We start from the raw sequence: 21,852 nt of genomic DNA, 5'->3' as shown, positions 1-21,852 counted from the left end.
CGGCCCCTCGCGCGGCGTCTTCTCCGGGAGCGCATCTTCGGGCGGTGCCCCTTTCGAGCGCGGCTCCTCGCGCGGCATCCCTCCCGGCACGACTACACCCGCGAGCTGCTCGGCGCGGTGCCCAAGCTGGTGCCGGCCGAGCCCTGACGGAGGCGACGGATGTCGGGCAGGGCCAGCAACCCCAGGCAGGAGATCGCCAGCAGCGCCGCCGCCCCGTACAGGGTGGGGGCCGTGCCCACCGCCCCGGCCAGGGGCCCGGCCAGCGCCATGCCGAGGGGGGTCAGCCCGAGGGAGAGCAGCCAGTCGTACGCGGACACCCGTGAGATCGCCTCGGCCGGGATGTGCTCCTGCACGGCGGTCTCCCACATGGGGGACATGAAGGCCAGGCCGCCGGTCATCAGCCCGTAGGCCACCGCGACGATCAGCGCGGGCGCCTCGGCGGCGAGCAGGACCAGGGGCAGGGCGCCGAGCGTGAGCGCGACGTTGGCCACGACCAGAGGCCTTCGCGGCCTCGCCCGCAGCGCCAGCAGCGCGCCGCACAGGGCGCCGACCGTGCCACCCTGCACGATCGTGCCCCAGGCGAGCTCGCCACCGAGGCTCGTGACGGCGATCACGGGCCCGATCGTGATCAGGGCGCAGCGGCTGAGGTTCCACAGGGAGTGGCCGACGAGGTTCGTCCAGTACCACCGGTGGCGGCGCAGCTGCGACCAGCCTTCGGCCAGCTGCCTGACGAACCGCTCGCGCGGCGCGGGCGGGATCGGCGCGATCCGGAGCCGGCCCAGCAGCACCGCGCTGGCCGTGAACGTCACGGCGTCCAGGAGCAGTGCCCAGCCGGGCCCGACGGTCAGCGCGAGGGCGGTGGCGATCCCCGGGCCGAGCAGCATGGACCCGCGCTGGGCGATCGCCATGAGTGCGTTGGCCCGGGGAAGGTGCTCCGCCGCCACGGTGGCGGGCACCAGGCCGGTCGTGGCGGGCAGGAAGAACGCGGAACCGGCCCCCGAGACGGCGGCCAGCGCCGCCAGGTGGACGATGTCGACCGTACCGGTGATCAGCTCGAGGCCCATGGCGGCATGGGCGAGCCCGCGCACCACGTCAGCGCCCATCATCACGCGACGGCGCGGGAGCCGGTCGGCCCACACGCCGCCGGGCAGCATCAGCGCCACCGTGGCGATCGACTGGGCGGCCAGGACCACCCCGAGGTCGGTGGCCGAGCCCGTCGCGGTGACGATCGCCAGCGCGAGGGCCACGACGGTGATGGAGTCGCCGATGTGCGAGAGGGTCTGGCCGGTCCACAGCAGGCGGAAGCGAGGATCTCGCAAGGGGGCCAATGAGTCACGCGAAGGGGTCATGGATGGAAAGTTACTACGAAAACATAATATATGCATCCGTATTAAGGGCGATGCGGCGTCGACGACGACTCGACGGAAGGCGGCGTTACCCTTTGGGCATGCCAGAGCCTGATTCCATCGACCGGCACATCGCGCACTGGTCCCGCGAGCTGTCCGACCTCGATCCGCAGGTCGAGGGGATCATCACGCGTATGCAGGCGCTCGTGCGGCTGCTCAAGCGGAGCAAGGACGCCTGGCTGAGCGAGGGAGGGCTCAAGCCCTGGGAGTTCAACGTCCTCCACCACCTGGTCGCGGCCGGGCCGCCCTACCGGGTGACCCCTTCCCTGCTGGCCGGATGGCTCGACACCCACCCGGCCACGCTGACCAACCGGCTCGACCGGCTGGAGCAGGCCGGATACGTCGACCGCGTGCACGATCCCGGCGACCGCCGCCGCCTGCTCGTCGCGCTGACCCCCGCCGGGCGCGCTGTCTGGCAGGAGCGCATGGACCAGGGCGACCTCTCGGAGCGGGAGCTGCTCGGCCCGCTCGACCCCGAGGAGCGCGAGGTCCTCGACGATCTCCTGCGCCGGATGGTCCGGAACGCGGAGCGGGACGGCCCGCCGCTGATGCCCGACTGGCCGTCCGGGCCGGATCCGGCTCCGGGGGCGGATCCGGGTTCGGGGTCGAGGGCGGAGGTGGATTCGGCGGCGGGGCCGGGTTCCGGTGCGGGCAAGGGATCGAGCCGGCCTGCCGGGTGACCTCGGAAGTGGAGACGGCCGGTCGGGTGACCTCGGAACCGGTTCCGAGGTCACCCGACCGGCCGTCGGATGATCCTGTGCGCGGGAGGGGGTGGGGCGGTCAGAGCAACCTGCGGGCTCCCGCGGCCGGGGTCGCCGGGTAGATCTCCGGCGCGGCCCAGCCGCGCTCGGCGTAGGCCCCGGTCACCGACTCCCGCACGGACTCCACCCGGTCGTCGGCGACCAGCGCGATCGCCGACCCGCCGAACCCGCCCCCGGTCATCCGCGCCCCCCGTGCCCCGCCCCTGACCGCCGACTCCACGGCCACGTCCAGCTCGGCGCAGGACACCTCGAACTGGTCGCGCAGCGAAAGGTGGGAGGCGTTCAGCAGCGACCCGATCTCCCGCACCGCACCGGCTCGCAGCATCCCGATCACCGCCTCCACCCGGTGATTCTCCGTCACCACGTGCTGGGTGCGCCTGCGCTCGTCGCCACTCAGCCGCGCCAGGGCGCCCGCCAGGTCCGTGACGTCGCGCAGCGCGTCGACGCCCAGGTGCTTGGCGGCGTTCTCGCAGTCTCTGCGACGGCGGGCGTACTGCCCGTCGGCGAGCTCGTGGTGCACCCCGGTGTTGATGATCAGCAGCTGCAGGCCGTGACTCGCCAGGTCGAACGGGATGTTCCTGGTACCGAGGCTCCGGCAGTCCATGAACAGCGCCTTCCCCTCCTCGCCGAGGGCGGAGGCCGCCTGGTCCATGATCCCGCACGGCATGCCCACGAAGTCGTTCTCGGCCTTCTGCGCGGCGAGGGCGATCTCCATCTTGGTCAGGCCGAGCCCGTACAGCTCGTTCAGCGCGGTGCCGACGGCCACCTCCAGCGCCGCGCTCGACGACAGTCCCGCCCCCCGGGGCACGTCCCCGTCGATCACCACATCCGCACCGCCGACCGAGCGTTTCCGGCCCTGCCCCTGCCCCTGCTCCCGCCCCGCTTCGCCGATTGCCCAGAACACCCCGGCCACGTAACGGGCCCAGCCCTCGGCCTCCTCCAGCGTCGCCAGCGTCACCGGCCCGCCTGCCTGCAGCGACCGCAGCCTGACCACACCGTCCTCGCGCGGCGACACCGCCGCGGTCACCCCCCACGGCAGCGCGAACGGTTGACCCGCCCCGGGGCGTGCCACACCCCGTCCGGTTCCGTGCCGTACGAGTCCCTGAAAGCTTCAACAACGCGCATGATCCAACACTCCTCAACAAGGTTCACCAGTAGGGTAGCGAGTCCGCCGGAGCCCGGTTCCATTGAAGGTCACATCTTGAACCCGTCCCGCCCGGCAGGTGTGCGAACAGCGTCTACGTTTGGTTGAATGCCGCGTACGGCGTGCGCGAGGGGCGGTAGCTCAGCCGGTTAGAGCAGGGGACTCATAATCCCTGGGTCGCGGGTTCGAGTCCCGCCCGCCCTACCCCCGCTGATCACACGAAAAGCGCCCTCGACCTGCGTGTTCGAGGTCGAGGGCGCTTTTGTTGTGTCCGGCTGTCACCGATCGCCGTCGGTCCCCGGCGGTTGGCCGTTGCCGGACACGTGCCGAAGTCCGGCAACGGCGCTCGGGGCGGGGACCGTGCGGTACGAGGGTCAGGGGCGCAGCAACTGGACGATGGCGACGGTGCCGACCGCCACGATGAGGCCGCGCAGCACCGCGGGGCTGAGCCGGCGGCCCACTCTGGCCCCGATCGAGCCGCCGAAGGCGGAACCGGCCGCGATGAGCGCGACGGCCGTCCAGTCGAAATCCGCGGAGAAGAGGAAGAATGTCGCGGCGGCGGTGTTGACGACGGCGACGAGGACGTTCCTCGCGGCGTTGAGGCGTTGCAGGGTCTCGTCGAGGAACATGCCCATCAGGGACATGTAGATGATCCCTTGGGCGGCGGAGAAGTAGCCGCCGTAGACGCTGGCGAGTGTCAGTCCGGTGAGGAGCAGCGGGCCGCCGTCGGGGTGGGCGGCGGCGCCGGCGCGTTCGCGGCGCCGCCGCACGCTCCTGCCGATCCGGGGCTGAAAGATGATCAAGACGAGGGCGAGGCCCACCAGGGCCGGCACGATCCGCTCGAACGACGTGGCGGGCAGGGTCAGCAGAAGCGTGGCCCCCGTGAGGCCGCCGAGCAGGGCGCCGACGCTCATCTTCAGGATGCGCCGACCCTGGCCGCCGAGCTCCGCGCGATAACCGATCGCCCCGCTGATGGAGCCGGGGATCACGCCGAGGGTGTTGGAGACCGCGGCGGTGACGGGCGGCATGCCGGTGGCGAGCAGAACGGGAAAGGTGATCAGCGACCCGGAGCCGACGACGGTGTTGACGGCGCCGGCGCCGACGCCCGCCGCGAAGACGGCGAGCATCTCCCACGGCGTCACTCTGTCTCCTTCCTCGCGGAACCGGCGGTCATGCCCGGCCCGGCGACATGCGAGGGCGCTGCCGCATGGCGCACCGGCCTAAGCGCCCCGGATCCCTCGACCGATGGCCTGGTCGGACTCCGCCTCGATCAAGGAAGGTCCGGGCCCTTTTCACGATGAGGCGCCCAGGGCGTCGCGGGCGTCCATGAGGGCGAAGCCGAGCAGGTTCAGGCCCCGCCACGTGGCGGGGGAGGCGGCGCGTTCGTCGTCGGCGGCGAGCCCGATGCCCCAGACCCGGTCGACGGGGCTGGCCTCGACCAGGAGTCGGGAGCGGGTGCCGAACAGGAAGTCCCTCAGCTCGGGGTGCTCGCCGAACTTGGCGATGTTGCCGCGCACCACGATCTCGTAGCGGTGCTCGTCCCACACGGTCTCGTCGAAGCCGCGGACCTCGCGGCCGAGTTTCTTGGCCTCGCCGGGGTGCTCGGCGGCGAGGATCCGCGCGGCGGTCTCGCCGTCGCCGAACAGCCATGCCTTGTGCGCCATCATGTAGTGCTCGGCCGACCGGAAGTCGTGCCCCTCCGAGGTGAAGACGGCCTCCCACCACTGGCTGAGGCATCCGGCGCCGACCCCGCCGTCCCGCGGCGGCCGGTGGCCCCAGAAGAACAGATAACGCAACCGCTCCCCGTCTCGCTCGGCGGCGACGGCTTCGGCGACCGAGCGGGGGGCTCTGATGGGATCGGACACCGGTACACCGTGCCACGGGCGGCCGCCGGACGGCCACCGGGTTACCGGCTCGGCCGGGACGACCTCGGCGCCGGCCGCGGATGACCGGCCGTCCGGCATGATCACCGGCCGCGGATGACCTGCCTCCGAGATGATCACCGCGCACGTCGACGATGTCGATAATGGGACATGCCCTTCACCCTGAGCCACACCGTCGCGATCCTGCCGCTGCGGCGATGGTTGCCCCCTTCGGCGCTGGCGATCGGCGCGATGGTGCCCGACCTGCCGTACTACCTGCCGTTGCCCTTCTCCTCGAGGACCACCCACGGCTGGCTGGGCGCGTTGCTGGTGGATCTGCCCGTGGGGGTGGCGGTGCTCGTCGCCTTCAACCTGTTGCTGCGCGCGCCGTTGACGGCGCTCGCCCCGGACGGGTTGCGCGCGCGGCTGCCCGACCCGGCGCCGTCCGGGCGCGGGATCGCGGTGGTGGCCGCGCTGCTGGCAGGCGTCGCCACGCACCTGGTGTGGGACGGGTTCACCCAGGTGGGAGGCTTCGCCGTGGTGCACTGGCCGGCGATGCGCGTCTCGGTCGTCGGGGCGCACCGGGTGTTCAACGTGGTGATGTACGTCAGTTCGCTGGGCGGGCTCGTGGTCCTGGCCTGCTGGTTCGCCTTGTGGTACCGGCGCGCCGCCGTCACGCCGGGACGCCGGCCCGGCGTGACGGGGCGGTCGCGCGGGTGGGTCCTGGCCGCCGGGGCGGGCGCCGCGACCGTCGGCGCGGTCGTGCTGGGGAGCAGCGACCGTGCCGCGGTGAGCCTGTACGACCTGGTGCGGTGCGTGATCCTGGGCGGGATGATCGGGGGCGGCGTCGTCCTGGCCGGTTACGTGGTCGCGTGGCACGTGTGGTCGGCGGCGCGCTCCCGGCGGGCCGCGCCGCGACCGGATCGAATCGAGGATCACGCTCGTTGACGGTCCCGGGCCGTCCGCACGCGGCAACCGGGGCGATCGGGAGGGGGCGAACATCGGTGAGCCGGCCGCCGCGACCGGACGGTCCCGGGCCCCACACGTCTCGAGGTGGTGTCGCGCGGCGGTGGCGGGGTACCCCGTTCAGGGGGAAAACTCCAGCTCACGGTGCTTGATCAGCTCGGGAAGGACATGGACGATGCCTTTGCGGCAGCCCGGTCACACCGGGCGCGGAAGCCGGGATCTGGAGATCAACCCGATCTTCAGCCGGGAGCCCCTCCGGGTCCCGCGCCACGCCATGCCGGACGGGGAGATGGAGCCGGACACGGCCTACCAGCTGGTGCATGACGAGTTGATGCTGGACGGCAACGCGCGGCTGAACCTCGCGACGTTCGTCACCACCTGGGCGGAGCCGCAGGCGCTGAGGCTGATGGCCGAGTGCGTCGAGAAGAACATGATCGACAAGGACGAGTATCCGCAGACCGCGGAGCTGGAGAAGCGATGCGTGGACATCCTCGCCCGGCTCTGGCACGCCGAGGACCCCGACCGCGCAACAGGCTGCTCGACGACCGGGTCGAGCGAGGCGGCGATGCTGGGCGGTCTGGCGCTCAAACGGCGCTGGCGGCACCGGCGCCGCGCGAAGGGCCGCCCCGTCGACCGCCCCAACCTGGTGATGGGCGTCAACGTGCAGATCTGCTGGGAGAAGTTCGCCGACTACTTCGACGTCGAACCCCGGTACGTGCCCATGGAGGGCGATCGATACCACCTGAGCCCCGAGACGGCGGTCGAGGCGTGCGACGAGAACACCATCGGTGTCGTCGCCGTCCTGGGCTCCACGTTCGACGGCAGCTACGAGCCCGTCGCCGACATCGCGGCGGCGCTGGACGAGCTGCAGGCCCGCACCGGCCTCGACGTGCCGATCCACGTGGACGGCGCCTCCGGTGCCATGATCGCCCCCTTCCTCGACCCGAGCCTGCACTGGGACTTCCGGGTGCCGCGGGTGGCGTCGATCAACACCTCCGGGCACAAGTACGGCCTGGTGATGCCCGGAGTGGGCTGGGCGCTGTGGCGCGACTCCCCGGCGCTCCCCGACGACCTGGTCTTCCACGTCAACTACCTCGGCGGGGACATGCCGACCTTCGCGCTGAACTTCTCCCGGCCGGGCGCCCAGGTGGTCGCGCAGTACTACAACTTCCTGAGGCTGGGCTTCGACGGTTACCGCCGGGTGCAGCGGACGTGCCGGGATGTGGCGACCCGCCTGGCCGGGGAGATCGCCGAGCTGGGCCCGTTCGAGCTGATCACCGACGGCGGCCAGACCCCGGTGTTCGCCTTCCGGGTACGGAAGGGGGTCGGCGGCTTCACGGTCTTCGACGTCTCCGCCGCGCTGCGTGAGCGCGGCTGGCTGGTGCCCGCCTACACCTTCCCCGAGAACCGTACGGACCTGGCGGTACTGCGCGTCGTCGTCCGCAACGGCTTCAGCCACGACCTGGCCGATCTGTTGCTGGAGGACCTGCGCAGGGTGCTGCCCCGGCTGGAGGCTCAGGGCGAACCGCGCCGCACCGCCGATGACGCCGGAGGCTTCGCGCACGGTACCGAGAGCAAGAGCACTCGCCGTCACGGCCACGGCTGAAGGCGCGCGGCGGCGATCGAAGACGTCCGCGCCGGACGGGGGAGAACCGGCGCGGGCGGAGGACGAGGGAGAAGGAGAGATCGGGATGTGCCGTTTGTTCGGCATGAGCAGCGCGCCTCGGCGCACGTGTGCCACCTTCTGGCTTCTGGACGCGCCGGTCAGCATGAGCGAGCAGAGCCGCCACTATCCCGACGGGACCGGGCTGGGGTACTTCGACGCCGACGGCACCCCGGAGGTGCACAAGACGCCCGTCGCCGCCTACCGGGACCAGTGCTTCGCCGAGGAGGCCAAGGAGACGGAATCCGCCACCTTCGTGGCCCACGTACGTTTCGCCTCCACCGGTGGCCTGGAGAAACGCAACACGCATCCCTTCCTGCAGGACGGGCGGCTCTTCGCCCACAACGGGGTGATCGAGGGTTTGGACGAACTCGACGCGGAGCTGGGCGAGTACCGGGATCTGGTCGAGGGGGAGACCGACTCCGAGCGCTTCTTCGCGCTGATCACCCGTGAGACCAGGGCGCACGGCGGCGACGTCGCCGCCGGTATCGAGGCCGCCGCCCGCTGGGTGGCCGAGAACCTGCCCGTCTACGCCCTCAACCTGGTCCTCAGCACCCCGCGGGATCTGTGGGCGCTGCGCTACCCCGACACCCACCAGCTGTACGTGCTCCAGCGTGCCGCGGGCGGGTGCCGCGGCGGACGGCACCTCGACCAGAGCGGCACCGACGGCCGCATCCGCGTCCGTTCCCGCGACCTGGTGGATGTCCCCGCCTTCGTGGTCGCCAGCGAGCACATGGACGACCATCCCGACTGGTGCCCGATGGAGCCCGGCGAGCTGCTCCACATCGGACCGGGCCTCCACCCCACCCGCCGGATCGTGCTGCCCGACGAGCCCGCGCACCGGCTGAGCCTCGCCGACATGCGCCCCGAGGCCGCCGCCTCGCAGGTCGTGTGATCTCCGTACGGCCTGCGCCGGGACCGGGTTTCCCGGCGCAGCCGCCTGAGAAGCCCTAACCTTGGTGATCGTGGCAGAGTTGAGCAAGGCGGAGCTGGAGGCGTTGGCCGAGGAAGCCACCGTCGACGCCTACGATGAGCACGAACAGCTCTCGGGCTTCCACGTCATGATCGAGGAGCATCTGGCGATACCGTTCCAGACGAACGTGCTGGGTGTCGAGGTGACGGTCAAGAAGATCGATCTGCTCGCGGGGAGCGGCATCGTCGCGATCTGCGTCCGAGGGAAGCACCGGCAGACGATCGGCATTCTTGACCTCCCGCTGCCGGCTCCGCCACCTGAGGGTTCGAAGTGGATCGACGCCTATCGGCATTGGGCGCGCTGACGATGAGCGAATATCAGTACTACGAGTTCCTGGCGGTGGACCGTCCTCTGAACGCCCGCCAGCAGGACGAGGTCCGCGAGCTGTCCACCCGGGCACGGATCACCGCCACCAGCTTCACCAACGAGTACCACTGGGGCAACTTCAGAGGCGATCCGCGCCGGATGGTGGAGCGCTACCGAAATGCGGGCCAGTGCTCCGGCCTTCAGGCCGGGGGTGAAGGCCCGCGCGGGAGTGCCCGCTAGGGCGCGAGCGTGCCCTGACCTTCCTGGTCTTGCCGCTCGGCCCACCAGGTGCGGGAGACGACCACGACGCGAGGCTTCCCGTGTCGCTCCACGATCGTGGGTTCGCCGGTGAAGTGAGCGACGTCGATGCGTTGCCCCAGGCGGTCGCGGAGTCGTCGAACACTCATGCGTTCCGTCATGAACCATGGAACCCTTAGTACCGTGCAGCTTCGTTACCGGTACCGGCTCTACCCCGACGCCGCTCAGCGCCAGGCACTGGCGCGGGCGTTCGGGTGCGCGCGGGTGGTGTTCAACGACGGGCTGCGCGCACGAGCCGACGCCCGCAAGGCGGGCCTGGCCCACGTCTGCGACGCGGAGCTGTCCAGGCGTCTGACCGCCGCGAAGGCGACGCCGGAGCGGGCATGGCTGGGCGAGGTGTCCAGCGTGGTTCTTCAGCAGGCGCTGGCCGACCTGAACACCGCCTACCGCAACTTCTTCGCCTCCCTGTCCGGTCGGCGCCAAGGGCCGAAGATCGGCCCGCCCCGGTATCGGTCCCGCAAAGACAGCCGCCAGGCGATCCGGTTCACCCGCAACGCCCGGTTCGCCATCACCGCGGGCGGGAAACTACGACTGCCGAAGATCGGTGACGTGCCGGTCACCTGGTCACGCTCTTTGCCGTCGGAACCCTTATCGGTCACAGTGATCAAGGATGCGGCGGGCCGATACTTCGCCTCCTTCGCCGTTGAGACCGGTGATGAGCCGCTGCCCGAGACGGCGTCCGAGGTCGGCATCGACCTCGGGTTCACTCACTTCGCGGTGTTGTCGGACGGCCGGAAGATCGACAACCCGCGCTTCCTGCGGCGGGCGGCCAAGAAACTGCGCAGGGCGCAGAAAGCACTGAGCCGCAAGGCAAAAGGGTCAGCCAACCGCGGCAAGGCCGTCGTCAAGGTCGCCAGGGCGCACGCCCGGGTGGCCGACGCGCGCCGGGACTTCACACACAAGCTCTCCTCCACGTTGATCGGTGACAACCAAGCCGTCTACGTGGAGGACCTTGCCGTCTCGGGTCTGGCTCGCACCCGGCTGGCCAAGAGCGTGCACGACGCGGGCTGGTCGCAGTTCGTGGCCATGCTGGAGTACAAGGCCACCCGGTACGGTCGGACCTTCGCCAAGATCGACCGGTGGTTTCCGTCCTCCAAGCTGTGCTCGGAGTGCGGGAGCGTCGCCACCGCCCTGCCGCTGGGTGTGCGGGAATGGGCCTGCCTCTGCGGCGCGGTTCATGACCGCGACGTCAACGCCGCACGCAACATCCTGGCCGAGGGCCGACGAATCGTCGCCGCTGGACGGAAACCCGCCGCTGGGAGGCGGCGGGAGGCGGAGACGTTAAACGCCTGTGGAGGTGACGTAAGACCACCGCTCGCGGTGGCGGACGCCGATGAAGCAGGAAGCCACAGCGGTGCCGCATGACGCGGCACGGGCTGAATCCCCGGCCTTCAGGCCGGAGAGCGCGTCAATACGATGCCCATCTGTACCTGGCCAACTGGGGCACTCACCGGATAATGCTCCGGCTGCCGCGGACGCTCCTCGACATGGACGTCGCCGAGCGGTACTGCGTCGGGGACGAGATATCGGCGTGGGTTTCGGGCGAGCATCTCATTCTCGACCTGACCAGCGAAGACGAGTCGGGGGATTGGGACGAGGACGCCGAGAACTCCCTGTCGGCCGTCGTCGGTGTCCGTGCCGAACTCGGCGCGGGTGACCTGCGCCCTCTCTATATCGCCTGGCTGTCGGCCTTCGGCCGGTGGGAACGCGACGAGGACGCCTTCGACCACACCGCAGAGGACGAGCTCGAACCTCCGGTGCCGGCGGGGCTGGGGTCGCTGAGCGCGGGGCAGCAGGCCCTCGCCGACTTCCTCCGCCTTGACCCCGACCTGCTCGCGGTCGCGGCCGAGGCAAGCCCGGCGCCGGTCGTCGTGAAGGACGATCCGCGGAGGCTGGCCAAGGAGATCGCGAAGCTGACCGAGACCGAGAAGGACGAGTTGCTGCTGCGGGTCGTCCGGGACCAGGGTGCGCAGGTTCGGATGGAGCTGCTGCGCCGGTTTCGTGGCGAACCCGGGGGCGACACCGATGACCTTCCCCGGCGTAGCGTGGCCGAGCTGCTGGACGCCGCGGCGGAGCGTCGTCAGGAACGCGAACGCGAGGAAGCGGCCAGGCACGCGGCGCAGGAAGCCCGTCGCGAACGGGAGCGTGCCCTGGCCAGGGAGAGGAAGTTGGAAAAGCTGGCCGCGGACGAGGAGGGGGCCTGGCTGCGCGTCAACGAGATGATCGGCGTCAAGAAGGCCGGTGAGTACGACATGGCCGTCGAACTCCTGAGGGATCTGCGGACCCTGGCCGAGCGCGCCGACCGGCTCGGCGACTTCAGGCGGCGTTTCGCGCTCCTGCGGCAGGAGCATCTGCGCAAGCCCAGTCTCATCGAGCGTTTCGACCGCGCCGGCCTCGACCGTCCGCTTCCCGTCTAGCGGTCCCGGCCCTGTCGTCATCGCGGGTCGGACGTGACCGCCGGTCGGAGGTCACCGCCGGTCGGAGGTCAGGTCGGCGAGCAGGTCGCCCAGCACCAGCTCCTCCTCCACTCTTACCGCCCGCCGTGTCATCGCGGCCGAGAGCGCGGGATCCCAGGGGGTCGGACAGGGGCGTCCGGCCAGGGGAGCTCGGGAGGCGGCGGCCTCGTAGGAGGCGGCGTCGTAGCGCCACGGCCGCCATCCGAATCGCTCGTGGACGGCCGCGGCGATGCCGACACCGCCCCAGTCGAAGTCGCCGTGGTAGGCGAAGGCGGTGCCTCCGGCGGCGAGCAGGTCGAGCAGGCGCCAGACGGCCGCGGAAGGTCTGCCGTTGACGCAGACCAGCCCCGGGCAGAGCGGCCCGAGCGCGTCCGCCGCGGCGGCGACCACGATCGGGTTCTCGCACACCCGTACAAGCCCCCCGGCGATGGGCGTCTCGTGGCGGCGTAGCTGGCGCAGGGTGAGTACGCATGGCTCGCCCGCCTCGCGGGCGAGCGCGAGCATGCGCCCGGTCGGGGTGCGGTCGTCTCCGGGCAACCCCAGGCAGAGGACGGTCGACGAGAGATCGTCGAGGTGGACCCCGACGGCGGCCCATGCCTTCCTGCGGGCGTCGGCCGTGCCCTCACCGGCGTAGGGCAGCCCGGCCAGGGCGCGGGCCGCCGAGATCGCCAGCGTGGCCAGCGGCCGGCCCTCGTCGAGGGCGTGCGCGTCGTCGCAGCTTTCCGCCGCCAGAAGGCCGAGGGGAATCCCCGGGTGCGGCAGGCGGCACAGCACCTCGACCAGCCTGTCCAGCAGGACGCGGACCTCGCCGGGATCAGGCGCGCTCCGCCGCAGCTGGCCGGTGGTGTCCAGCCACGAGCGCCAGCCGTGCAGTTCCGGGCGGCCGGCCACGAGGGCGTCGAGTCCCGCGCAGGCGTCGCGCCAGGCCGTCTCCCGCCCGGCGTTCTCTCGCGCGAGGTCGCGGACGGGGCCGCGCAGCAGGACGACCGCGGCGGCCAGGCCGTCACGGCAGGCGCCGCTGGAGCGCAGGACGCGGTCGACCTCGTCGAGGGAGACCGACAGTGAGGTGCCGTTACCCGCGCGGCGCCCCAGGAGGAGCTCGACCGCGCGGCGCTGCTCCAGCGATGCCCTGCCCAGGGTGACCGTACCGGTCAACGGGCTGCCCTGTTCGAGGCGACGGCGGGCCCGTTCGACCAGCCACGCGGTCTCCCGAGCGCCGAGCAGTCGCTCCAGCCGCCCCGGCTCGCCGCTCATGTGAACAGCCCCTCGGGCTCCTGCTCGGGGACGATCGCGGCGGGGTGTGGAGCGGGCCGTTCCATCCTGCGGCGCTCGTGGCCGTCCCAACGCCACGTGGTGACCAGGACGGCGTCGATGCCGTCGTGCCTGGACAGCTGGCAGATCGCCAGTCCCGGCACCTGCGGGTAACAGCCCCATTCCCGTTCGCTGGTCATCACCACGTCCATGTCGAACGTCGCCAGCAGTCCGAGGCATTTGGCGCGCGAGTCGTCGTCCACGCCCGCGAACGCCTCGTCGAGCGCCACCAGCCGGGGAGCGTGCGGATTGCCCGCCGACTTGTAGTGGGCCGACGCCGCGGCGAACAGCGGCATGGACGCGGTGAGTACCCGCTCGCCACCCGAAGCCGGTCCCGTGGCGCTGCGCCACTGGCCGTCCTGCAGGCGCTGGATCGCGAACTCGTGCCAGGTCCGGTAGTCCAGTGCCCTGGTCAGCTGCTCGGTCCGTCCGGCGGCCGGGTTGCCTGCGTACTCCCGGGCGATCTGCTCCTGCAGGAAGGCGCCCACCGTGGCGCGGTCCTCGGCCGACCAGGCGTCCACGGTCTGGCGCAGCTTCTCGCGGATCCGGCCTAGCCCGTCAGGGGCGTTCCTGGCGGTGTTCCAGACGAGGCGCAGCCGCATGCCGGTGGAGGTCGGGCGGGACTCCAGCTCGGCGTTCATCTCCCGCACCTCGGTCTCGGCCGTGGTGATCAGCTCGTGGAGGGTTCCGGCCACCTCGTTGAGGAGGTGGTTCTCCAGGATCTCCCGTTCCTTGGCCGACAGCAGCTGCGCCCGGTGCGCGGTCTCCTCCGACAATGCCTCCGCCAGGCCGGGGATGTCCCTGGTGTGCCCATGGAACAGGACGTCGACCACCATGATCCCGTCCTGGAGGGTCAGCCCCACCGAGTGCCCGTGCCTGGACATGGCGTCGGAGAGTAGTTTGTGCTCCTCGGTGACCCGCTTCTGGATCCTGTCCCACGGACCATCACCGTCGTCGACGCCGTCGAGCTCGGCGTTGACCGCGCGGGCCAGGACAACCGCAGGGGTCGCCGCCCACTCCGCGCCGGTGTCGGGAACCTCCAGCGAGGGCAGGGCGACGCGCAGCAGGCCGGTGGCGGCGAACGTACGGAACCCCGCGACCGCCGTGTCGCGGTCCTTACCGGCCTGCTCGATCTCGTCGCGCAGGGTGTCGCGCCTGCCCTCGGCCTTACCTCGATCGCTCAGGGCGGCCTGTTCGGCCTCCCTGGCGGCGCGTTCGGCGGCGTCCCGCTCCCGCAGGGCCCGCCGCACCTCCTCAAGGCGACGGTAGAGCTCCTCGACGGCGGCTCCGGCGGTCTCCACCAGCACCCGGTATCTCTCCGCCGCGGCCTCCGCGCCCTCCCGCGCCTCCGCCGCCCGCCGGACGGCCTCACCGTGCCGTTCGAGAGTGATGGAGAGCTCCTCGGCCGTCTCCGCCGCGGCCTCGCGCGCCGCGAGTGTCGCCTCGGCGGCCGGCCAGAGCCCGGCCAGGGCGAGACGGTAGCCGGCCACCCCCCTCCTGACCGCCGCGAGCTCCTCGGCCTCCGTGGGCAGGCCGACGTCTTCGGCGAACTCGGCCGCCAGCGCCCTGGCCGCGTCCGTCTCCGCCCGTCGTGCGGTCATCGCGCCGAGCGCCGCGTGGTGCGCGCCGTTCAGCTCGCGCCGCCGCTCGTGCTCAGTGGCCAGCTTGACGTGCGCCTCGCGCAGCGGCGCGTCCGGCGGCAGCGCGCGGTGCTTCTCGGCGAGGGCCCGCTGCCGTGCGGTGAGCGCCGCCAGCGCCCGCCGCAGCTCCTCCATCCGCGCGTTCGCCCGGCCCAACTCCTCCCGCAGCAGGGCGAGACGGGCGCGCCTGGCCGTTTCCCGCGCGCCCTCGCCGATGTATCCGGCGCTCTCCTTGTGCCAGGACCCGGCGAGCACGCCGTTGGCCCAGCGGCCGTCCGGCGCGACCCAGGTGGCCGCGCCGGGGCCGAGCCCGATGGCGCCGAGCACCGCGTGGACGGCAGTGTCCGGCAGCGCGGCCGCCCGTGGGTCGGCGCGGTCGACCGCAGGGCGGAGCACCGCCCGGCAGGAAGGACCCTCGACGGCCGCGCCCGCGAGCAGGACGGTGTCGTCCTCCGCCACGAGCGTGCCCGAGGGGGTCACCCAGGCGTCGAGGACTCCGGCCGCCTCCAGCGCGGCCTCCAGCCCGGCCCGTTGGCCGGCGGGGATCGCGTCGGTGAAGTCGACCGCCCTCCAGAACGGCGCACCCGGCCGGTCCGCGCGCGAGTCCGGCGTTCGGGTGTGCGGGACGGGCGGCGCGTCGTGACCGCCCGCCTCCAGCCGGGTGATCTCCTCCGTCAGGTCCGACGCGGCCTGCCGCCGGACGCGCAGCTCGGCGTCGAGGCCCGCCTGATCGCGGGCCAGCTCGGTGGTGGCGGCCCTGGCGGCGTCGTCGACGACGGCCGCGGCCGGGTTGGGGCCCTCGGCGGCGGTGGTCCAGGACTCCAGGAGGGCGAGCACCGCGTCCGGGTCGTCGACCCGCAGCTCGACCATTCCTGCGAGATAGCCGACATAGGCGCCGACCAGATCGCCGGCCTGCCCGCCGACGGCCCGTTCGGCGGCGGAGACGCGCTCGGCGGCGGCCTGGAGCTCGCCGGTCAGCCGGTCCGCCTCGGCGCGGGCGGCGTCGAGCCGGGCCTGGGCGCGGGCGACGGCCCCGGACAGGCGGTCGAGCTCGGTCACCGCCTCGGACCGCCGGTCGGCCAGCGTCTCGGCGGCACGGCGGGCCCCGGCCGGATCCTCCTCCCACCGGGCCACGATGTCGAGATGCGCCGGCTCGCACAGGGCCTCGCGAGCGCCCGACGCGGCCGATTCCCGCGCGGCGGACAGATCGCGGGCCGCCTGGGCGGCCCTGGCCGCGGAGGCGCCCGCCCGGTCCCGGCGGCGCACCGCCTCCGCGGCCAGGGCGTCCCTGTCCTTCTCGCGGGTACGGGCGTGCTCCGCCTGCCGCCCGGCCTCCTCGCCGATCCGTTCGAGCTGCTTGGCGTCGCGCATCTCGGGACTCGTCTCGAGGGTCTCCCTGCGGGCCTCCAGGACCGTCCGCGCCTCCGCCAGCTCGGCCAGCGACGTTCGCGCCGCCTCCAGGGCCGCCTGAGCCCTGGCGTGGTGGCTCTCGGCCTCGTTGAGATCGCGGCCGAGATGCTCGTAGCGGCTCTGGGCCGTGCGGGGCACCGCGGCCCTGCGCTTCGCGGCGACCCTGGCGTATCTGCGGTAATGGCCGAGAAAGTCGGTAGCGGCCCCGCGGGCTTCCTCCAGGGCCTTCAACGCGTCGCGCTCCTCGTCGAGCCCGCGGAACGCCTCGGCCACCGTGCCGACCAGGGAGGGGTTCAGCGGGGGCAGCGCCTCGGTGAGGGCGCGGGAGAGCAGCCTCTCGTCCGGTTTCTTGGACAGTTGCGGCTGCCGGAGCTGGATGAGGAGGTTGACCAGGGCCTCGTAGCGCTGCTCGCCGAGGCCGAACAGCGCCTCGTCCACGGCCCTGCGGTAGTCGGAGGCCCGGTCGTAGACCAGGCCGTGTCCGTCGACGGCCTCGCGCAGCTTCTCCCTGGTGAGGGACACGCCGGTGGGGGAGACGAGGTCCAGCCCGGCGCTGATCCGCTGCGGGGTGACGAAGAACCAGTGCCTGACGATGCCGCGGTCCTTCACCGCCTTCAACCCGCAGCCGACGGTACGGAACTCGGCGGTGCCGTCGGCCGCGCGCCGGCCGAACTCCATCCACGTGTAACCGAGCCGCTCGGGATGCGGGTGCTTGCCGCCCAGGAGCAGGTTCCACTCCATCCGCTTCTGGCGGTCGCCGTCGGGCTCCACGCGGTGCGGCGCGAGCTCACCGTCGAGAAGGAACGGCAGGGTCAGGGCGAGGACCTTCGACTTTCCCGTGCCGTTGTTGCCGCGCAGCAGCAGTCGCCCGTCGTGGAAACGGAACTCCTCGACGTCGTAGTGGAACATGTCGACGAGTCCCGCTCGCAGGGGCTTCCAGCGCTCGGAGACCGGGATGGGGTGCGTCACCGCCGGGCCTTTCCTGGTTCGCGGACGGTCGGTTCTTCGAGGGCGTAGCGGGCGATCGCCGGGAGACCGCGCACGCGACCGGGGCCGATCTCGATCAGCCGGAGTGCCGACAGCCTGTCCAGCGCGTCGGCCAGCAGCTCCTCCTCTGCGCCGGGTTCGGTCACGCCCTTGCGCCAGAAGGCGGAGTGGGCGACGGCGGCCTGGCGGACGAAGGCGTGCAACTCGTCCGTGCTCGCCTCACCGCGGGCGGCCAGGTGCTCGGCCACCAGCAGCGTCACGTGCCCGTCGGTTCGCTGTTCCGGCATGCGCACGTCGGTCAGCTCGTCGTCGGGGTCGACCATGGCGACGCCCTCGGCGCGGATCTCGGGCAGCAGACCGGTCGCCTCCTCGACCCTGCGGGTGATCGCCTGGCGCTGGGAGACGAGATAGGCGCGCTCGGCCTCGTCGAGGTCGTCGTAGTAGACGACGGGGTCTTCCAGCAGCCTGCGGGTGAGCCTCCTGCGCATCGCCTGGTTGCGCAGCTCGTCGGTGTCGGCGACAGGTTCGGCGGTCAGCTCGGCCAGCCGTTCCTCGAAGGCGGTGGCGCCGACCGTGGAGGGGCCGCGCGCCCCGGTGAGGAGGGTGGCGAGCACCGGCCTGCGCACGTCGTACAGGACGTCGCCGGTGGCCGACAGGTAGGCGTCCTCGTCGCCGGAGACCCTGCGCAGCACGCCCCAGCCGAGCAGCATGCGCACGACGGCCACGAGGTCGGCCCTCTCCGCCCGGCTGTCCAGGGCGAACGCGAAGCCGAGCCCCGGTTCGGCGGCGGCGTTGAGCACCTCCTCCGCGAGCCGGCCGAGTGTGGTCTGGGCGTCCGCCCTCTCCAGGACGGCGAGGGCCAGGCAGAGCACGACGTAGCGGCGGCGGCCGAAGGGTTCACCGGCCCGTCCGCGAGCCGGATGGGTGGCGTCGGAGAGGGACGGGGCGGTCTTGAACAGGCGGGCCGTCTCCGCGTCGGCCAGCAGCCGCCAGCCGGTCTCCCGGCTCAGCCAGTCGCGCAGCTCGGTCAGGTGGCGGCGGACGAGCACGAGCCTGTCGGCGTCGTTCTCCGTGGTGAGCAGCGGCTTGGACAGCAGGGCGCGCAGCGCGGCCCGTCGCTGCGCCCGCTCCTCGTCGCGGATCACGAGGCCGCCATCAGATCGATGATCTCGATGAGATGCTCTGGACCGGTGAGCACCCCGCCCTCGGTGTGGATCTCGACGCTGCCCCCGTCCGGGACGAGTGAGAGGCGCACCTCCATCGAACCGTCGCCGGTCACGGTCTTCACCTCGGTGTCGCCGGGCAGGCGGGCGGCCAGGGCGTCGCCGAGCAGCGCGAGGAAGAGCCGGAACGCCCGCGGGTCGAGGACGTCCAGCTTCGACAGGAGGGTCGGTCCGCCGGTGCGGAGCACGGCGCGGGCCCTGGAGGTCTCCGCGGCCTCGCGCTCCATCCGTTCGAGCAGGAAGGCGCGGGCCTCGGAGCGGTCCCGCACCCGGTTGGGCTTTCCGCGCCGTTCGTAGGAGCCGGTCCTGCGCAGTTGCGGGGAGATCCGGACCGGCGGGGCGACATTCCACGGCGTGTTGGGGGCCGGCTCCTCCTCCTGCCAGGCGGTCACGGTCTCGGCGGTGACGGTGAGGTGCCGCGCGGGCGACAGGCCGAAGGCCGCGCGCCACAACCGGTGCGCCGCCGCCTCGTCGGGGGCCTCGGCGAACCAGCGGGCCAGCGTACGGAAGTCGGCCGAGCGGTCGGAGCGGCCCGAGCGGCGCTCGTTGATCAGGCCGACCGCGTCGATGAGCTGTTTGATCGCCGTCACGGCCGCCTGCCTCAGCAGCCGGGCCTGCGAGGGGCGGCCGGTGTCGCGGGAGACGAACCAGTCCTTCAGGCCGCGCCAGCGGTTCTGCCACGAGCCGAGCGCCGCCGCCTCGGCCCTGGCGTACGCGTCGGCCGCGTCCGTTCCCTCCGGTACGGCGTCGGCGGCCTCCCGCCGCGCGGCCAGCCGCAGCAGCTTCTCGTGATCACTCGACTCCAGCTCGGTGAGGAGCGCGGCGATGCGGGCGCCGGAGTTGGCGAGATCGGCGATGAAGCGGTTGATGTAGTCGATCAGCCGCTCCTTGTAGGCGACGAACCCTTCGACGTCGCCGTCGGAGAAGTCGATCGCGCGGCGCAGCGATGCCATGAACGCCTGGGCGTTGTCGGCGAGGGAGGCGAACCGCTCGGCCAGGGAGAGGAGCAGCAGATGTGTCTTGGCGGGGTCGGGATCGGCCTGGCCCGCCAGCGCGGAAAGGGATCCGAGCTGCTCCGCGATGTCGCCCAGTGCCACCGACTGCAGCGTGCCCCGCCGGCCGATCGCCTCCTCGTAGAAGGCGACGGCCTGCTCGGCCGCCTGCCCGGCCACGGTGAGCTGGAACAGGAACCGCTTGCGGTGGAAGTCCTCGACGGAGGTCACCCTGCCGGTGTCGGCGTCGGCGCGCAGATTTCCCCATTCGGTCAGCTTCTCCAGCGCCTGCGCGAGCTGGTCGTCGCTGTCGCGTCCCAGCTCGGCCGCGACGTCCTCGGGGCGCAGATGCACGACGAAGCGTTCTTTCGCCTGGGCGAACGTGCGCAGCACCCGGCGGTAGAGCTCCGCGTTCGGCGCGCTGAGGTGGGCGAAGGGATGGGAATCCTGGTGAGCCGCCTGGGACAGGTAAACCACCGTGTCATTTTGCCTGATGAATGGGACCTGACGCATGGGCACGATCGATGTCGGGGACTTTTGCCGGCCGGCCGACGGGCGAACGCGCCGGCGGATTCGCTCGGCCGATGTCTCGCACGCCTTCCGTCGCGGAGGCGGTCTGGTATTCCAGGTCCTGTGTGAGAACGCACATCACGCGGCCTGCGGGGATGTCCGCTGAGCAGTCGTCCCGGCGGGGTCGATCACGATGCCGGTGACGTCCAGATCTTCGATCATGTTCCGGAGCGCGGGCTCGGTGAGCCGGATCCAGCGCTGACCGGCGCCGAGCACCTTGGTCAGGCGCATCGGCGAGGAGAAGGCGGCTGCCGTCCTCCTGCCCGAATCGGTCCTGAACAGCCGCAGCGACATGCTGAAGGCGCCTTCACGGACCGGCACGTATAACGGGACTTCCGACATTGCTTCCTCCTGGTGAGAACTCGTACGAAAATGACGTTATCTCCCTTCCGATGGTTTCGGTGTGATCTCTACATGATTCAGACGGGGATGCCGGGAGCGTTGACGTCACGTTGACGCTCGGCGCGCCGTTGCCCGGGGCGTGCGGGAGGGCGTCGCCTCCGGCCGGGGCCCGTTCGGGAGACGGCCCGCTGCCCTGCTGTGCCGCCGGCTGTTTTTCGTCAGATCCCCTCGGTGGTTCCCCTGTCGGGGGCCTCCTTGTTCCGTGGCCGAACCCGTTGGTCCACGACGAGCCCGCGAACTGCGTCTTCAGGCCGGAACGAGGTCGTGCGACCGGCCGGTTCCCGTGGACGGAATGCCCGTGGACCGGAAAGGGAACGGCCGGGGAGAAGGAGATAGGCTTTAGGTCTCCTTTACTGAAGAATGGCTTTATGGCGAAAGGAGGTGGTGTCCATGTTGATGTCGGTGGAAACGTTGACCTTGTCTGGCGAGAAACCAATATTCAGGGTCATCGACGGTATCGGCGCCCGCTGCTAGTGTTTCGCCCAACCGGCAGGTTCGCCCGACCGGCGATGTGTGCCTATCGGGATAAGTCGCGTTTCTCTGCTTAAGCCGGGTTGATTCTGGTTAAAGGGGGTGTCTCATTTCTGGTCTGGATGGTGACGACTCCGAATTCCGGATGGGCGCGGGAAACGTCAGGACCGGCCCCTCGCCGTCCTCGAAGATCGAGTCGACCTACAACGAGCTCACGGCACTGGTGGGCGGGATCGCGGGGCCCGACCGGCACTACGGCTTCTGGGCGGGTTCCCAGGACGTCGCGCCGATCCTGGAGGCCACGGAGCGGATGACCGACCTCGTGGTGGCCAGGCTGGGGGTGGGACCGGGCTCCCGGGTGCTGGACGCGGGCTGTGGCAACGGCCGCCCGGCCGTGCGCCTGGCCCGGACCCTGGGCGCGCGGGTCGTGGCGATCGACATCGACCGGGAGGCACTGCGCGAAGGAGCCGAGCACGCCGCGGCACAGGGGGTGGCGGAGACGGTGCGGTTCCGGCACGTCGACGCGATGGACCTGCCGTTCGCCGACGCCTCGTTCGACGCGGTGCTGGCCCTCGAGGTCACCCCGAACCTGGACATCGCGGCCTTCTACCGGAGCATCGCCAGGGTCCTGCGCCCGGGGGGCCGCCTGGTGGTCGAGACGCCTTACCCGCGGGTTCCGATGACCGAGAAGGTCCGCGAGCGCGTCGGCCCCCACCTGGCCATGCTGAACGCCGTGTCGCTCGACGCGCCGGAGGACCACCTGTCGGCGGCGCGGCGGGCCGGGATGGCCGCCACGGAGCTCGTCGACATCACCGAGGACGTGCGTGACTCCTTCTCCCGGCTCGCGCGCGGGCCTCGGGAGCGCGGGGCGCGGCCGGAGGCCGGACGCGGGACGCCCGGCACCGGGCGGCCGCCCGCCGCCTTCGCCGCGTGGGCGGACGCCGCCGAGATCGGCGGGGTGGTCATGACCTTCACCAGGATGGAGCACTGA

At 71.8% G+C, this 21,852-nt stretch carries 18 protein-coding genes, 1 tRNA gene and 1 pseudogene; 10 read left to right on the top strand and 10 right to left on the bottom strand.

Annotated features, from left to right (window positions below; translation table 11 throughout):
• Window positions 1-92: 92 nt before the first annotated feature.
• Complete coding sequence (locus tag ACTOQ2_RS35510; RefSeq protein ID WP_440105205.1) at window positions 93-1,319, bottom strand: MFS transporter; 1,227 nt, start codon at window positions 1,317-1,319, stop codon at window positions 93-95.
• Window positions 1,320-1,447: 128 nt separating this feature from the next.
• Between ACTOQ2_RS35510 and ACTOQ2_RS35505 the strand changes: the two genes are divergently transcribed.
• Window positions 1,448-2,086 (top strand): MarR family winged helix-turn-helix transcriptional regulator, encoded by a 639-nt coding sequence (locus ACTOQ2_RS35505; RefSeq protein ID WP_440105204.1) that lies wholly within the window; start codon window positions 1,448-1,450, stop codon window positions 2,084-2,086.
• A gap of 100 nt (window positions 2,087-2,186) precedes the next feature.
• Here the strand turns inward: ACTOQ2_RS35505 and galK are convergent.
• Window positions 2,187-3,292, bottom strand: a pseudogene (gene galK, locus ACTOQ2_RS35500) (galactokinase).
• A 149-nt stretch (window positions 3,293-3,441) separates the two neighbouring features.
• Between galK and ACTOQ2_RS35495 the strand changes: the two are divergent.
• A tRNA-Ile gene (locus tag ACTOQ2_RS35495) sits at window positions 3,442-3,515 on the top strand.
• 170 nt (window positions 3,516-3,685) lie between these two features.
• On the opposite strand, the gene ACTOQ2_RS35490 is transcribed toward ACTOQ2_RS35495, so the two are convergent.
• Window positions 3,686-4,453, bottom strand: a complete 768-nt coding sequence (locus ACTOQ2_RS35490) for a sulfite exporter TauE/SafE family protein (RefSeq protein WP_440105203.1) — start codon at window positions 4,451-4,453, stop codon at window positions 3,686-3,688.
• Window positions 4,454-4,603: 150 nt separating this feature from the next.
• Window positions 4,604-5,176, bottom strand: coding sequence for an NADAR family protein (locus ACTOQ2_RS35485; RefSeq protein ID WP_440105202.1), 573 nt, complete (start codon window positions 5,174-5,176; stop codon window positions 4,604-4,606).
• 168 nt (window positions 5,177-5,344) lie between these two features.
• Here ACTOQ2_RS35485 and ACTOQ2_RS35480 point away from each other — a divergent pair, with 168 nt between their 5' ends.
• The 5 genes from ACTOQ2_RS35480 (at window position 5,345) to ACTOQ2_RS35460 (ending at window position 9,321) form a co-directional block, all read left to right on the top strand.
• Complete coding sequence (locus ACTOQ2_RS35480) at window positions 5,345-6,121, top strand: DUF4184 family protein (RefSeq protein ID WP_440105201.1); 777 nt, start codon at window positions 5,345-5,347, stop codon at window positions 6,119-6,121.
• A 193-nt stretch (window positions 6,122-6,314) separates the two neighbouring features.
• Window positions 6,315-7,745, top strand: a complete 1,431-nt coding sequence (locus tag ACTOQ2_RS35475) for a glutamate decarboxylase (protein WP_440105200.1) — start codon at window positions 6,315-6,317, stop codon at window positions 7,743-7,745.
• Window positions 7,746-7,830: 85 nt separating this feature from the next.
• The gene (locus ACTOQ2_RS35470) at window positions 7,831-8,697 is read left to right on the top strand and encodes a class II glutamine amidotransferase (protein WP_440105199.1); all 867 of its coding nucleotides are present in this window, start codon (window positions 7,831-7,833) and stop codon (window positions 8,695-8,697) included.
• Between the two features lie 70 nt (window positions 8,698-8,767).
• Complete coding sequence (locus ACTOQ2_RS35465; RefSeq protein WP_440105198.1) at window positions 8,768-9,079, top strand: calcium-binding protein; 312 nt, start codon at window positions 8,768-8,770, stop codon at window positions 9,077-9,079.
• 2 nt (window positions 9,080-9,081) lie between these two features.
• Complete coding sequence (locus tag ACTOQ2_RS35460; protein ID WP_440105197.1) at window positions 9,082-9,321, top strand: hypothetical protein; 240 nt, start codon at window positions 9,082-9,084, stop codon at window positions 9,319-9,321.
• On the opposite strand, the gene ACTOQ2_RS35455 is transcribed toward ACTOQ2_RS35460, so the two are convergent.
• Complete coding sequence (locus tag ACTOQ2_RS35455) at window positions 9,318-9,488, bottom strand: hypothetical protein (RefSeq protein ID WP_440105196.1); 171 nt, start codon at window positions 9,486-9,488, stop codon at window positions 9,318-9,320. The genes ACTOQ2_RS35460 and ACTOQ2_RS35455 overlap by 4 nt on opposite strands.
• 34 nt (window positions 9,489-9,522) lie before the next feature.
• Between ACTOQ2_RS35455 and ACTOQ2_RS35450 the strand changes: the two genes are divergently transcribed.
• Both ACTOQ2_RS35450 and ACTOQ2_RS35445 read left to right on the top strand, forming a co-directional pair.
• Complete coding sequence (locus ACTOQ2_RS35450; RefSeq protein WP_440105195.1) at window positions 9,523-10,764, top strand: RNA-guided endonuclease InsQ/TnpB family protein; 1,242 nt, start codon at window positions 9,523-9,525, stop codon at window positions 10,762-10,764.
• A gap of 92 nt (window positions 10,765-10,856) precedes the next feature.
• Window positions 10,857-11,816 (top strand): hypothetical protein, encoded by a 960-nt coding sequence (locus ACTOQ2_RS35445; protein ID WP_440105194.1) that lies wholly within the window; start codon window positions 10,857-10,859, stop codon window positions 11,814-11,816.
• A gap of 51 nt (window positions 11,817-11,867) precedes the next feature.
• Here ACTOQ2_RS35445 and ACTOQ2_RS35440 read toward each other — a convergent pair whose 3' ends face one another.
• The 5 genes from ACTOQ2_RS35440 to ACTOQ2_RS35420 form a co-directional block, all read right to left on the bottom strand.
• Entirely contained in the window at window positions 11,868-13,109 is a 1,242-nt protein-coding gene (locus ACTOQ2_RS35440) for a TIGR02679 family protein (protein ID WP_440105193.1), read from the bottom strand.
• Window positions 13,106-17,185 (bottom strand): TIGR02680 family protein, encoded by a 4,080-nt coding sequence (locus ACTOQ2_RS35435; protein WP_440105192.1) that lies wholly within the window; start codon window positions 17,183-17,185, stop codon window positions 13,106-13,108. The genes ACTOQ2_RS35440 and ACTOQ2_RS35435 overlap by 4 nt, the downstream gene beginning before the upstream one ends.
• Entirely contained in the window at window positions 17,182-18,348 is a 1,167-nt protein-coding gene (locus ACTOQ2_RS35430; RefSeq protein WP_440105191.1) for a TIGR02678 family protein, read from the bottom strand. The genes ACTOQ2_RS35435 and ACTOQ2_RS35430 overlap by 4 nt, the downstream gene beginning before the upstream one ends.
• On the bottom strand, window positions 18,345-19,895 hold the full coding sequence (locus ACTOQ2_RS35425) for a TIGR02677 family protein (protein WP_440105190.1): 1,551 nt from the start codon (window positions 19,893-19,895) through the stop codon (window positions 18,345-18,347). The genes ACTOQ2_RS35430 and ACTOQ2_RS35425 overlap by 4 nt, the downstream gene beginning before the upstream one ends.
• 171 nt (window positions 19,896-20,066) lie before the next feature.
• Window positions 20,067-20,330 carry an SAV_915 family protein gene (locus ACTOQ2_RS35420; protein WP_440071735.1) on the bottom strand — a complete coding sequence of 88 codons (264 nt, stop codon included), beginning with the start codon at window positions 20,328-20,330 and terminating at the stop codon, window positions 20,067-20,069.
• A gap of 676 nt (window positions 20,331-21,006) precedes the next feature.
• On the opposite strand from ACTOQ2_RS35420, the gene ACTOQ2_RS35415 reads away from it, so the two are divergent.
• Window positions 21,007-21,852, top strand: a complete 846-nt coding sequence (locus ACTOQ2_RS35415; protein WP_440105189.1) for an SAM-dependent methyltransferase — start codon at window positions 21,007-21,009, stop codon at window positions 21,850-21,852.

The organism is Streptosporangium sp. H16, from assembly GCF_051918855.1.
Lineage (GTDB): Bacteria > Actinomycetota > Actinomycetes > Streptosporangiales > Streptosporangiaceae > Streptosporangium.
The sequence above is the reverse complement of the archived record's forward strand: the minus strand, read 5'-3'. Positions and strand labels throughout refer to the sequence as shown.